Origin of the sequence: Micromonospora sp. NPDC023814 (assembly GCF_040639595.1) — a bacterium.
In the GTDB taxonomy this organism is placed as follows: Bacteria; Actinomycetota; Actinomycetes; order Mycobacteriales; family Micromonosporaceae; genus Micromonospora.
Window position 1 is genome coordinate 1 of record NZ_JBFAAF010000056.1, and the last position, 12786, is coordinate 12786.

The 12786-nt window shown below is 75.3% G+C and carries 12 protein-coding genes; all 12 read right to left on the reverse strand.

The features are described from left to right. Positions 1–164: 164 nt before the first annotated feature. Positions 165–1091, reverse strand: coding sequence for a methionyl-tRNA formyltransferase (fmt, locus tag AB0G14_RS25335; protein WP_350708931.1), 927 nt, complete (start codon positions 1089–1091; stop codon positions 165–167). Between the two features lie 7 nt (positions 1092–1098). Beyond that, on the reverse strand, positions 1099–1659 hold the full coding sequence (def, locus tag AB0G14_RS25340) for a peptide deformylase (protein ID WP_350708933.1): 561 nt from the start codon (positions 1657–1659) through the stop codon (positions 1099–1101). A gap of 206 nt (positions 1660–1865) precedes the next feature. Further along, the gene (locus AB0G14_RS25345) at positions 1866–2849 is read right to left on the reverse strand and encodes an AAA family ATPase (protein WP_357701387.1); all 984 of its coding nucleotides are present in this window, start codon (positions 2847–2849) and stop codon (positions 1866–1868) included. A 397-nt stretch (positions 2850–3246) separates the two neighbouring features. Continuing rightward, entirely contained in the window at positions 3247–5409 is a 2163-nt protein-coding gene (locus AB0G14_RS25350; RefSeq protein ID WP_357701452.1) for a primosomal protein N', read from the reverse strand. A gap of 65 nt (positions 5410–5474) precedes the next feature. Further along, entirely contained in the window at positions 5475–6668 is a 1194-nt protein-coding gene (metK, locus tag AB0G14_RS25355) for a methionine adenosyltransferase (protein WP_350708937.1), read from the reverse strand. A 90-nt stretch (positions 6669–6758) separates the two neighbouring features. Continuing rightward, a complete protein-coding gene (gene coaBC, locus AB0G14_RS25360; RefSeq protein ID WP_357701390.1) occupies positions 6759–7967 on the reverse strand; it encodes a bifunctional phosphopantothenoylcysteine decarboxylase/phosphopantothenate--cysteine ligase CoaBC in 1209 nt (402 codons plus the stop codon). A gap of 14 nt (positions 7968–7981) precedes the next feature. Next, positions 7982–8245 (reverse strand): DNA-directed RNA polymerase subunit omega, encoded by a 264-nt coding sequence (gene rpoZ, locus AB0G14_RS25365; RefSeq protein WP_007075826.1) that lies wholly within the window; start codon positions 8243–8245, stop codon positions 7982–7984. A 46-nt stretch (positions 8246–8291) separates the two neighbouring features. Next, positions 8292–8825: a guanylate kinase gene (locus AB0G14_RS25370; RefSeq protein ID WP_357701392.1), complete on the reverse strand. Its 534-nt coding sequence runs from the start codon at positions 8823–8825 to the stop codon at positions 8292–8294. 25 nt (positions 8826–8850) lie between these two features. Beyond that, a complete protein-coding gene (gene mihF / locus AB0G14_RS25375) occupies positions 8851–9168 on the reverse strand; it encodes an integration host factor, actinobacterial type (protein ID WP_007458370.1) in 318 nt (105 codons plus the stop codon). Positions 9169–9346: 178 nt separating this feature from the next. After that, on the reverse strand, positions 9347–10183 hold the full coding sequence (gene pyrF / locus AB0G14_RS25380) for an orotidine-5'-phosphate decarboxylase (RefSeq protein ID WP_357701394.1): 837 nt from the start codon (positions 10181–10183) through the stop codon (positions 9347–9349). 104 nt (positions 10184–10287) lie between these two features. Further along, positions 10288–11562: an adenosylmethionine--8-amino-7-oxononanoate transaminase gene (locus tag AB0G14_RS25385; protein WP_357701396.1), complete on the reverse strand. Its 1275-nt coding sequence runs from the start codon at positions 11560–11562 to the stop codon at positions 10288–10290. 105 nt (positions 11563–11667) lie between these two features. Further along, positions 11668–12699, reverse strand: coding sequence for a quinone-dependent dihydroorotate dehydrogenase (locus AB0G14_RS25390; RefSeq protein WP_357701398.1), 1032 nt, complete (start codon positions 12697–12699; stop codon positions 11668–11670). Between the last annotated feature and the right edge of the window lie 87 nt (positions 12700–12786).

The following is a 12786-nucleotide window of genomic DNA, read 5'->3' on the forward strand; positions in this document are numbered from 1 at the left end:
TCGAGGGTGGCCTGCCGCTGGCCGTGCACGTCGCCGGCGGTGCCGTAGTGCACTGAGGCGGGGGTGTGCAGGCCGATGCCGGAGATCGCCGCGCCCGGGGCCGCCGGACCGCTCACCGCGTCGCTCCGCCGGGAAACGGTCGCCGGAGGGCCGTTCGGGGTCCGTCACGCGAGTTCCTCCCCTGCGGCCACCCGGGCGCCGCGCGCCCAGTCGGTCGCCGCCATCGCCCGCTTGCCCGCGGCCCGCACCTCGCCGAGCCGCACCGGGACGGTGGCCGTGCCGGCCAGCACCCGGGACTTCTCCACCAGCAGCTCGCCCGGCTTCAGCTCGGGGCCGTCGGCCACCGGAGCGACCGGGCCGAGCTTGACCCGCTCGCCCCGGAACGTCGTCCACGGCCCGGGCGCCGGCGTGCAGGCCCGGATCCGCCGGTCCACCGCGAACGCCGGGTCGGACCAGCGCACCCGGGCGTCCTCCACGGTCAGCTTCGGCGCCAGGGACACCCCGTCGGCGGGCTGCGGCTCGGCCCGGGCGGTGCCGTCGGCGATCGCGTCGAGGACGGCCACCAGCAGGCCCGCACCGGAGTGGGCGAGCCGCTCCAGCAGGTCGCCGGAGGTGTCGGCCGGGCGGATCTCGTCGGTGAGCGTGCCGTAGACCGGCCCCGTGTCGAGGCCCTCCTCCAGTTGGAAGACGCTGGCCCCGGTCAGCTCGTCGCCGTGCAGCACGGCGTGCTGGACGGGCGCGGCCCCGCGCCACGCGGGCAGCAGGGAGAAGTGCAGGTTGATCCACCCGTGCCGGGGGATCTCCAGGGCGGCCGGCGGCACCAGCGCGCCGTAGGCCACCACGGGGACGCAGTCCGGGGCCAGCTCGCGCAGCCGGTCCAGGAACTCCGGCTCGCGCGGGCGGGCCGGGGTGAGCACCTCGATCCCGTGCTCGTCGGCCCACGCCCCGACGGGGGACCGGGACAGCCCGCGCCCCCGCCCGGCGGGCGCGTCGGGGCGGGTGACCACGGCGACCAGCTCGTGGCGGGAGGCCGCCACGGCGGCCAGGGCAGGTACGGCGACGGCCGGTGTGCCGGCGAAGATCACGCGCACGGGCGGCTCACCGACCCAGGCCGAAGGGGCTGCTGGAGGTGTGCGGGTTGAGCTTCACCGTCGGCGGGGCGGCCGGGTCGTACCACTCCGCCTGGCGGATCGCCTTCATCGCCTCCTTGCGGCCGGCCGGGTCCAGCCGGTCCACGAAGAGCACCCCGTCGAGGTGGTCCGTCTCGTGCTGCACGCAACGCGCCATCAGGCCGGTGCCGACGATCTGCAACGGGTCGCCGTAGCCGTTGAAGCCCTTGGCGATCACGTTCTGCCGGCGCTTGGTGTCGAAGTAGAGGCCCGGAATGGACAGGCAGCCCTCCGGCCCGTCCTGCTCCTCGGCGTCGGGAAACTCCAGCACCGGGTTGACCAGGTGGCCCAGCACGTCGTCGACGTCGAAGGTGAACACCCGCAGGCCCACACCGAGCTGCGGCGCGGCGAGGCCGGCGCCGTTCTGCTCGCGCATCGTGTCGGTCAGGTCCGCGATGAGCTTGCGCAGCTCGACGTCGAAGTCGACCACCGGATCGGCCGGCGTGCGCAGCACCGGATCCCCGAACAGACGGATGGGCTGGACGGTCACTCGGCGTGGCTCCTTCGGCTGGACGACGTGGTGCCGTACCAGTCTACGGAGTGCCGGGAGCCGTCCCGGGCGGCGTACCGCGTTGCGCCGCCGCCGGTTCGGTGTCGATGATCACCACGCAGCCGCTCGTACGTCCGGTCGGCGCGCGGGCGCTCGCGGAACAGCCGGCTGTCCCGCCGGTGCTGAGGTGCCGCCGACCGGGCGGATCAGGCGCCGGCGCCCGGCTCCCCGGCCAGCACCGTGCCCCCGCCGAGCAGGGCGTGCTCGGGCAGCGGCAGCTCGATCTTGTGGGCGGCCTCCCAGTCGTGGATCAGGGTCGGCCGGGCCTGGGCGGCGAAGTAGTCCACCGCGCTCATCCCGCCGGCCACCGGCTCGTCGACCTCGGCGACGAGTTGGGCCGGCACCAGGCGGAAGCCGTTCTGCAGGGCGGCGCTGAGCCGGCGGTGCCCGTCGACGACGAAGAAGTACTCCCCCGTGTAGCCGATCCGCAGCGGCTCCAGCGCCTCGTCGCCGGCCGCGGCGACGTCGCCGACGAACTCCGAGTCCCACAGGCCGCGCAGGGCGGCGATGTCCTCGGTCGGGTAGACCCGGGCCGGGTCGAGCAGCAGCAGCGGCGGGGCGTCGCGCAGCACGTCCGCGCACAGCCGGCCCTCGTACGCGTCGACGATGTGCTCGATGACCTCGTCCGCGGAGGCGCGGGTGGTGTCGCAGATCAGGTCGTAGTTGCGCAGCCGCGCCTTGTCCACTCCGTAGCGGACGATGAACCGGCCCCGCTCGCTCTCGCTGCGCTCCCGCAGCTTGGCCGTGGCTTCCTCCAGCGACGTGTAGCTCTCGGCCGGGCCGGAGGGGCGGGCGAGCACCCGGCGGGCCGCCTCGCCCGGCTCGGTGATCATGTGCACCTTGAGCGCGTCGGTGAAGAAGTGCCAGGCCAGCCGGGAGTCCATGACCAGCCGCTCGCCCGAGGCGGCGATGTCCCGCTGGAGCTGGTCGACGTAGCCGTCGACGGCCTGGTCCAGCTCGGCGTGCAGGTTGAGCTGCAGCGCGGTCATCTGCCGCTCCTGCGCCATCTGCCGGTAGAGGTCACCGACGCTGACCCGGCGCAGGCCGAGCCGCTTGGCGATCTCCACCGAGACGGTGCTCTTGCCGCTGCCGAGGTCACCATTGAAGACGATCGACTGACGAACGGTCACGACTGGCCCACCCCTGATCACCGGCTGATTGACATCATCGACATCGCGCCGAACCGACGCGCTCCCGCCATCGTCGCGCGATCCTGCGACAACTCCAGCTCGGCGCGTCTGACGCCGCGCCGCGACCTGGAGCCGTCGTACGCCCGGGCATGACGGGCGATGCTATCACCCGCTCGTGGGCCGTCCGCCGTACCTGGCGTGCGACGGCGGGCCGGTCACGCGCCCGGAACGGCGGGACCGTGCGGCGGATCACGGGCGGCCCACTGCGGGCGGCGCGGCCGTGGCGACGGATCACCGGCGGCCCGGGCGTGGCGACGGATCACCGGCGGCCCGGGCGTGGCGACGGATCACCGGCGGCCCGGGGCCGTGGTCACGGGCGGCGCGGGTGTCGCCCGGGTCAGAAGAGGCTGAGCGGGTCCACCTGGAGACGGACCGGGTCGACGGCCTTGCGCGCCGTGCGCACCCCGGCCGCCGAGTGCAGCGCACCGGCCAGCGCGGCCGCCCGGGCCCGGGGCACCCGGACCAGCATCCGCTCCCGCTCCCCGTCGGCCGGCACCGGCCCGAGCAGCTCGGCCTCTGCCGGGAGCCGGGCCTCGGCCAGCAGGTCGGCCACCGCCGCCGGCAGGCCGGTCACGCTGGCCATCCGCACCGCCGGCGGGAAGCCCAGCTCCCGCCGCTCGGCCAGCTCCCGGGCGGCGAACCAGGCGGCGTCCCAGCGCAGCAGCGCCTGCACCGGGGCGAGGGCGCCGTCGGCGACCACCACCACCCGGCCGCCGCCGGCCGCGGGGCGGGCCAGCGCGGCGGCGGCCAGCCAGCGGCGCAGCGCCTCCTCCCCCGCCCGCAGGTCGGCCCGGGTGAGCAGGGCCCAGGAGTCCAGCAGCAGCACCGCGCCGAAGCCGCCCTCGGCGACCGGCTCGGCGCCGGGGGTGGCGATGACCAGGCCGGCGCCGCCGGGCACGGTGGCGAGCACCTCCTCACGGCCGGAGGTGCGCACCGGCACGCCGGGGAAGGCCCGCCCCAGTTCCTCGGCCGTGCGCCGGGCGCCGGTGACGGAGGCCCGCAGCCGCCGCCCGCCGCACTCGGGGCAGGCGTACGCGGCGGCGACCCGCCCGCACCACCGGCAGGCCGGGCTGCCCTCGGCCGAGGGCAGCGCGAGCGGCCCGGCGCAGTGCGGGCACCGGGCCGGGGTCCGGCACTCGGCGCAGGCAACCGAGGGCAGGTAGCCGCGGCGGGGCACCTGGACCAGCACCGGCAGGTCGGCCCGGATCGCCTCGCGGGCGGTGGTCCAGGCCAGGCTGGGCAGCCGGGCGGTGGCCGCCCCGGGGTCCCGGGCCAGCTGCGGGTCGTCGCCGGTGGGCGCGATCGCCGGCATCCGGGCCCGCAGGGTGGCCCGGTCGGCCACCACCTCGCGGGCCCACCCGGTCTCCACCAGCAGCTGCGCCTCGGCCGTGCGGGTGAACCCGCCGACCAGGGCGGCGGCGTCGCCGAGCTGGGCACGGGTGAGCAGCACCTCCCGGGCGTGCGGGTAGGGGGCCCGGGGCTCGGCGTGCAGGTCGTCGCCGTCGTCCCAGATCGCCACCAGGCCGAGGCGGGCGACCGGGGCGAACATCGCGGCGCGGGTGCCGACCACCACGGGCACGTCGCCGCGCCGGGCGGCGAGGAACGCCCGGTAGCGCCGGGCGGGGCCGAGGGCGGCGGAGAGGCAGACGTGCCGCCCCGGACCCAGGGTGGCGTGCAGGGCGGCGTCGAGGCGATCCAGGTCGCGGTTGTCGGCGACCACCACCACCGCGCCCCGGCCGCCGGCGACGGTCGCGGCGACGGCCTCGGCGTACCGGGCGGGCCAGTCCTCCCCGGGCAGCGCCGACCAGACCGCGCGGGGTGCCCGCCCGGCGGCCAACGCCCGGAGCAGGGCCGGCCCGGCCGGGTAGTCCCGCCAGGCCTCCGGACCGGGCCCGACCACCGGCCCGGCGCCCGCCGGGGCGTCCACCGGCACCGCGACCTCGGGCACGGCGACCTCGGCGGGACCTTCGCCCGGCGCGCGGGAGCCTCCGCCGGACGCCGTGGGGCCGCCCTCCGGCGCCGCGGCGTCTCCGCCGGACACGGCCGCGCCTTCGGCGGACACCGCCGCGTCCCCGGCCGGCACGGTCGCGTCCCCGGCGGGCACAGGAACGTCCCCGCCCGGCACGCGGGCGTCCCCGGCGGGCACGGCCGCGTCCCCGGCCGGCACGGGAGCGTCGCGGGCGCGGACGTCCTTCTCCACCCGGGCGTGCCGGGGCGGTACGGCGAGGCGGAGCACGTCGGCGAGGCTGCCGGCGTAGCGGTCGGCGACCGCCCGGGCCAGCCGGGCGACCTCCGGGGCGAGCACCGGCTCCGGCGAGACGACCTTCTCCAGGTACGCCAGCCGGCCGGTGTGCCCCGAGTCGTCGGCCCGTTCCAGCAGCCAGCCGTCGACGAGCTGCCCCGCGAAGCGGACCTTCACCCGCGTGCCGGGAACCGCGTCGGCGTCCAGCTCGGCGGGGACGAGGTAGTCGAACGGACGGTCCAGGTGGGCCAGGGGCAGGTCGACGCAGACGCGAGCGACCGGCGACCCCGCAGCGGGTCGCCGGTCGCTGCGCCTGGTGCCGGTCAGGCTCCCGCGGCCGACTTGAGGTCGGCGGCCCGGTCGGTGCTCTCCCAGGTCAGGTCCGGCAGCTCACGGCCGAAGTGGCCGTACGCGGCGGTCTGCTGGTAGATCGGGCGGAGCAGGTTGAGGTCGCGGATGATGGCCGCAGGCCGCAGGTCGAAGACCTCGGTGACGGCCTGCTCGATCGAGGCGACCGGCACGGTCTCGGTGCCGAACGTCTCGACGAAGAGGCTGACCGGGTGGGCCTTGCCGATCGCGTAGGCGACCTGCACCTCGCACCGTTCGGCCAGGCCGGCGGCGACCACGTTCTTGGCCACCCAGCGGGTCGCGTACGCCGCCGAGCGGTCGACCTTCGACGGGTCCTTGCCGGAGAACGCGCCGCCGCCGTGCCGGGCGTAACCGCCGTAGGTGTCGACGATGATCTTGCGTCCGGTCAGGCCGGCGTCGCCCATCGGCCCGCCGATCTCGAACCGGCCGGTCGGGTTGACCAGCAGCCGGTAGCCCTCGGTGTCCAGGCCGAGGCTCTCCAGCTCCGGGGCGATGACGTGCTCGCGCACGTCGGGGGTGAGCAGCGAGTCCAGCGAGATGTCCGCGGCGTGCTGGCTGGAGACGACCACCGTGTTGAGCCGGACCGGGCGCAGCCCCTCGTACTCGATGGTGACCTGGGTCTTGCCGTCCGGGCGCAGGTAGGGGATGGTGCCGTCCTTGCGCACCTGCGACAGCCGGCGGGCCAGCCGGTGCGCCAGCGCGATCGGCAGCGGCATCAGCTCGGGCGTCTCCGAGCAGGCGAACCCGAACATCATGCCCTGGTCGCCGGCGCCCTGGGCGTCCAGCGCGCTCTCCGAGGCCCCGGTACGCAGCTCGAAGGCGTTGTCGACGCCCTGGGCGATGTCCGCCGACTGGGCGCCGATGGAGACGTTGACGCCACAGGAAGCGCCGTCGAAGCCCTTCTTCGACGAGTCGTAGCCGATGTCGAGGATGGTCCGACGGACAATGGTCGGGATGTCGGCGTACGCCTTGGTGGTCACCTCGCCGGCGATGTGCACCTGGCCGGTGGTGATCAAGGTCTCGACCGCGACCCGGCTGCGCGGGTCCTCGGCGAGCAGGGCGTCGAGAATGCCGTCGCTGATCTGGTCGGCGATCTTGTCCGGGTGGCCTTCCGTGACCGATTCGGAAGTGAAGAGGCGGCGTGTCACGGCACTCCTAGCTTGTGGATAAGTCGTTCCGCGGAAGTCTAGTCATCCGCGCGTGCGCCGGGGGCCTTCGGTCATGCTCGGTTCCAGCCGTCAGGAACGGTCGGGCAACCGGGCCGCCACGAGGTCCCAGACGGCGTCGGCGAGGTCCTCCTTGGACTGTTCGGGCAGCCGGCTGACCGACCCGTCCGCGCCGATGACGGTCGCCGCGTTGGTGTCGGCGCCGAAGACCTTGTCGGTGCCGACCTCGTTGATGACGATGAGGTCCGCCCGTTTGCGGGCGAGCTTGGCCCGGCCGTTGGCCTCGGCGTCGCCGGTCTCCGCGGCGAACACCACCAGCACCTGCTCCGGGCGACGGCGCTGGCCCAGTTCGGCGGCGATGTCCGGGTTGGTGACGAGCGCGATGGTGGGCGCGTCGCCGTCGTCCGACTTCTTGATTTTGCCAGGTGCGTAGGTCGCCGGGCGGAAATCGGCGGGAGCCGCCGCCATCACCACCACGTCGGCCCCGGCGGCCGCCGCGAGCGTGGCCTCGCGCAGCTCGGCGGTGGTGCCGACCCGGAGCAGGTCGACGCCCGCCGGGTCGGGCAGCGAGACGTTGGCCGAGATCAGGGTGACCCGGGCGCCGCGGGCGACGGCGCAGCGGGCGAAGGCGTAGCCCTGCTTGCCGGAGGAGCGGTTGCCCAGGAAACGGACCGGGTCGAGGGGCTCGCGGGTGCCGCCGGCGGTCACCACCACGTGCCGCCCGGCCAGGTCGGCGGGGGCGGCGACGCCCCGGGCCAGGGCCCGGCGGGCGACCGCGAAGATCTCCGCCGGGTCGGGCAGCCGACCCTTGCCGGTGTCGGCCCCGGTGAGCCGGCCGACGGCGGGCTCGACCACCCGGACGCCCCGGGAGCGCAGCGTCGCGACGTTGGCGACGGTGGCGGGGTGCTCCCACATCTCGGTGTGCATGGCCGGGGCCAGCACGACCGGGCAGCGGGCGGTGAGCAGCGTGTTGGTCAGCAGGTCGTCGGCGAGGCCGTGGGCGGCCTTGGCGAACAGGTCGGCGGTGGCCGGCGCGACCACGACGAGGTCGGCCTGCTGGCCGAGCCGGACGTGCGGCACCTCGTGCACGTCGGACCAGACGTCGTCGGCGACCGGCTGGCCGGAGAGCGCCGCCCAGGTCGGCGCCCCGACGAAGCGGAGCGCCGACGCGGTCGGCACGACCCGGACCCGGTGACCCGACTCGGTGAAGAGTCGCAGCAGCTCGCACGCCTTGTAGGCGGCGATACCGCCGCCGACCCCGAGGACGATCCGGGGGGACATCGGCGCGGGGCGGGTTACGGCTGGTCGGTCGGCTCGGCGGTGAGCAGGCCCGCGTTGATCTCGCGCATGGCGATGGAGAGCGGCTTCTCCTGCGGGGTGGTCTCGACCAGCGGGCCGACGTACTCCAGCAGGCCCTCACCGAGCTGGCTGTAGTAGGCGTTGACCTGGCGCGCGCGCTTGGCGGCGAAGATGACCAGCGCGTACTTCGACGTCGTCTTCTCGAGGAGCTCGTCGATCGGCGGGTTGGTGATGCCTTCGGGGTTTGCGATGGATCCCACGAATTAACCTCTGCGTCTATCGCACCGCACGCAGCGGTGCTGGCGGTCAACCGCGCAGATGCGGTCGCGCCGGAGCCAGGAAAGAAGAACCGGACAAGCCTACCAGCTCCTCGACGACCCGATCGGTGAGGTCGTGCGCGACGGTGTGGTCGAACGCCGCCAGGGTGCCCGCCGGGGGGAGGATGCCGGGCGGGTGCAGCAGTACCAGCCGGGCGTCGGGCAGCGCCGCCCGGACCAGCAGCGCGCCGGCGAGGTCGAGGCCGAGCAGCACCGGCTGCCCGGCGGCCAGCCGGGCCCGCACCGGCCCGCCCGGCGTGCCGCGCCGGTGGGGCCCGGCCCGGCTCCACTCCAGCAGCTCCCCCGCCGCGACCATGCGGTCGAACTCCGCCGGGGTCAGGAAGAGGCGGTCCACCCCGTCCAGCTCGCCCTCCCGACGGGGGCGCGTGGTGGCCGGCACCGGGACCCACACGGACGGAGAACGCGCCCGGACGCGCTCGACGACACTCTCCGTGCCCGAACCCTCAGGTCCGGCCAGGACAGTGAGCCGAGCCGCCGGGCGCGCCTCGTCATCCGTGCTCACTGCTTGTTTCTACACGCTGCCAGCCTCAGTTGGCGGCGAACTCCCCAAGCAGTGCCTTGCGCTGCTGCTCGCCGAGGCCACGCAGGCGACGGCTGTCGGCGATCTTGAGCTTCTCCATGATCTGGGTGGCCCGGATCTTGCCGATACCCGGCATCGCCTGCAGCACGGCGGAGACCTTGAGCTTGCCGACGACGTCGTCGGACTCGGCGCGCTCGAGGACGGCTCCGAGGGTGGTCTTGCCCTGCTTGAGCTGCTCCTTCAGCTCAGCACGGGCCTTGCGGATCTCCGCGGCCTTCTCCAGCGCGGCAGCGCGCTGTTCCGGGGTCAGTGACGGGAGCGGCACCAGTTCTCCTCAGGTCCCTATCGCGACGGGCGGGACGCCACGCCGCATCTGTGAAACGTGGTGTCGCTGTGAACCAAGGGGTCCGTGGTTCCCAGCGCCGGGAAAACTAGCGGCCAACGACGCTTTCGGCAACGTGGACGCGCGATGATCATCGCAAAGTGACCGAGCCGTCAGTCAGTCAGCCGGCGGTCAGGGCAGCCCGGCAGTCGGCCAGGGCCCGGTCCGCGGCGGCCCGCAGCGCGGCCGCGTCCGGGCCCGCGTTCAGCACCTCGCGGGAGTACGAGGGCAGCACGGCGGGCAGGCTGGAGCCGAAGACGACGCGCAGATCCGCCGCGGTGGCGCCCTGCGCCCCGAGGCCCGGGGCGAGCAGCGGGCCGTTGACCCGGGACAGGTCGTGGCCGGTGTCGCCGATGGTCGCGCCGACCACCAGGCCGAAGCTGCCGAGCGGCTCCGCACCCGCGTTGAGCTGGGAGATCTCGTCGATGACGGTCTGCGCCACGGTCCGCCCGTCGGCGGTGCGGGCGCGCTGCACGGCGGCGCCCTCGGGGTTGCTGGTGAGCGCCAGCACGAAGACCCCGCCGCCGTGCTCGGCGGCCAGCTCGAACATCGGGGCGAGCGAGCCGACGCCGAGGTACGGGCTCGCCGTCACCGCGTCGACATGGACCGGACTGGATGGGTCAAGGTACGCCGAGGCGTAGGCGGCGACGGTCGAGCCGATGTCGCCGCGCTTGACGTCGAGGAGAACGAGCGAGCCGGCCTCACGTAACTGTCGGATAGTTGACTCTAGGATCGCCACTCCGCGCGAGCCGAACCGTTCGAAAAACGCCGACTGGGGCTTGACCACCGCGACCCGGTCACCGAGGGCTTCCGCGACCGTCCGGGCGAACCGGTCAAGCCCCCGGACGTCGTCGTCGAGCCCCCAGCGGGCCAGCAGCCCCGGGTGCGGGTCGATGCCGACGCAGAGCGGCCCACGCTCGGTGACGGCCCGGTGCAGGCGGGCGCCGAAGCTCTCCATCCGGTTCTCTCCCTCTCCTCGCCCGGGCGTCCACCGCCCGGGGCACGCTCGTCGGCGGGCGGCGCGCGCCGCCCGCGTACTCCCGCCGGACCGTGACCGGCGGCTCAGCCGGCCCGCACGGCGGCGGCGACCCCGGCGGCGATCCGGGCCAGGTCGGCGTCGTCGGTGACGTACGGCGGCATGGTGTAGACCAGGTCGCGGAACGGCCGCAGCCAGACGCCCTCGGCGACCGCAGCGGCGGTGGCGGCGGCGAGGTCCACCTCGTGGTCGAGCTGCACCACGCCGATCGCGCCGAGCACCCGCACGTCGCGCACCCCCGGCGCGCCCCGCAACGGCTCCAGGCCGGCCCGCAGGCCCGCCTGCACCCTCGACACCTGCCCCGCCCAGTCCCCGGCCCGCAGCAGGCCCAGGGACGCGTTGGCGACCGCGCAGGCCAGCGGGTTGCCCATGAACGTCGGGCCGTGCGCCAGCACCCCGCCGGCGGAGATGCCCCGGGCGACCTCCGCCGTGCAGAGCGCGGCGGCCAGCGTCAGGTAGCCGCCGGTGAGCGCCTTGCCCACGCACATCACGTCGGGCACCACCCCGGCGTGCTCGGCGGCGAACATGGCACCCGTCCGGCCGAAGCCGGTGGCGATCTCGTCGAAGACCAGCAGCACCCCGTGCGCCCGGGTGACCTCGCGCAGCACCCGCAGGTAGTGCGGGTGGTGGAAGCGCATGCCCCCGGCGCCCTGGACGACCGGCTCCACGATGACCGCCGCCAGTTCGTGGGCGTGCCGCTCGACCGCCTCGACCAGGGCCGCCTCGTAGGCGGCGTCGGGCGGGGTGTCGAAGCCGGCGGGCGGGACGGGGGCGAAGACCTGCCGGGGCAGCACGTCGCCCCAGAGGTGGTGCATCCCGCCCTCGGGGTCACAGACGCTCATCGGGTGGAACGTGTCGCCGTGGTAGCCGCCCCGCCAGGTGCCCAGCCGGCGGCGTTCCGGCCGGCCGGTGGCGCGTTGGTACTGCAGGCACATCTTGACGGCGACCTCGACGGCGACCGAGCCGGAGTCGGCCAGGAAGACGTGCTCCAGCCCGTCCGGGGCCAGCTCGACGAGGGTGGCCGCCAGGCGGACCGCGGGCTCGTGGGTGAGCCCCCCGAACATCATGTGGCTCATCCGCCCGAGCTGGTCGGTGACCGCCGCGTCGAGCGCGGGGTGCCGGTAGCCGTGGATCGCCGCCCACCACGACGACATCCCGTCGACCAGCTCCCGGCCGTCGGCCAGCCGCAGCCGTACGCCCTGTGCGCCCTCCACCACGTAGGGCGGGCTGGCCGGCGGCAGGGCCGCGTACGGGTGCCAGACGTGCCGGCGGTCGGCCGCCAGGATCTCCTCGGGTGTCACGCGCGCTCCTTCGTCATCGCCCCGCGATCTTGCACTCGTGGCCCCCTTTTCGTCCGGTATGAGGCATTGGCCGGGGCGGGAAGTGCAAGATCACGGGTACTGCGGTCACCGGGCCGGTACCGGGGCGGCGGCCGTGGCGCGGGCGACGGCCCGGGGCAGGGCCGGGCCGCGGTAGATGAAGCCCGTGTAGAGCTGGACCAGGGCGGCGCCCGCGTCGAACATCCGGGCGGCGTCGTCGGGGTCGAGGATGCCGCCGACGCCGACGACCGGCAGCCGCCCGCCGGTCTCCCGGTGCACGAACGACACCACCTCGCGGGCCCGGTCGGCCAGCGGCCGGCCGGACAGGCCGCCCGCCTGCGCGCCGCGCTCCCGGTCGGCCGGGGCGAGGCCGTCGCGCGCCAGGGTCGTGTTGGTGGCGATCACCCCCGCCGCGCCCCGGGCCAGGCAGACCTCCAACAGCTCGGCGATCGCCGGCTCGGTGAGGTCGGGGGCGATCTTCACCAGCACCGGCTTCTCCCCCACCAGCGCGGCGAGCAGGGCGTCCAGGTGCGCCCGGTCCTGCAACGCGCGCAGGCCCGGGGTGTTCGGCGAGGAGACGTTGACCGCGAAGTAGTCGCCGTGCCCGCGCAGCGCCCGGTAGGAGGCGAGGTAGTCCTCCACGGCCCCGTCCAGCGGGGTCACCTTGGACTTGCCGAGCGAGATGCCCAGCGGCACCCCGAGCGGGCGGGGCAGCGCCGCCAGCCGGGCCGCGAGGGCCTCGGCGCCGGCGTTGTTGAAGCCCATCCGGTTGACCACGGCCTCGCTGTCGGGCAGCCGGAACAGCCGGGGCCGGGGGTTGCCCGGCTGCGGGTGCGCGGTGACCGTGCCGACCTCGACGAAGCCGAAGCCCAGCGCCGGCCAGGCCGGCAGCGCCGCCCCGTCCTTGTCCATTCCGGCGGCGAGCCCCACCGGATTGGGGAACTCGACGCCGAACACCGTGCGCGGCGCCCGGACGGCGTACCGGGCGCGCAGGGCGGCCAGCGCCGCCGGCCGGCGGGACAGTCCCGCCAGCCGACGCAGCGTCCACTCGTGCGCCACCTCCGCGTCCCCCGCCCCGATCCGGAACAGCCCCGGCCGCACCACCCGCTCGAAGATCACCGCGCGCACCCTCCCGCCCCCCGTTGATCATGAGGTTGTTGCCCGCCGCACCGGCGTGTCACGACAACAACCTCATGATCAACCGGC

What these genes read in the sequence shown, in the direction of transcription:
- coaBC (WP_357701390.1), bottom strand. Translation starts at nt 7,967, where the DNA reads ATGTCCCCCCGGATCGTCCTCGGGGTCGGCGGCGGTATCGCCGCCTAC.
- pyrF (WP_357701394.1), bottom strand. Translation starts at nt 10,183, where the DNA reads ATGGAGAGCTTCGGCGCCCGCCTGCACCGGGCCGTCACCGAGCGTGGG.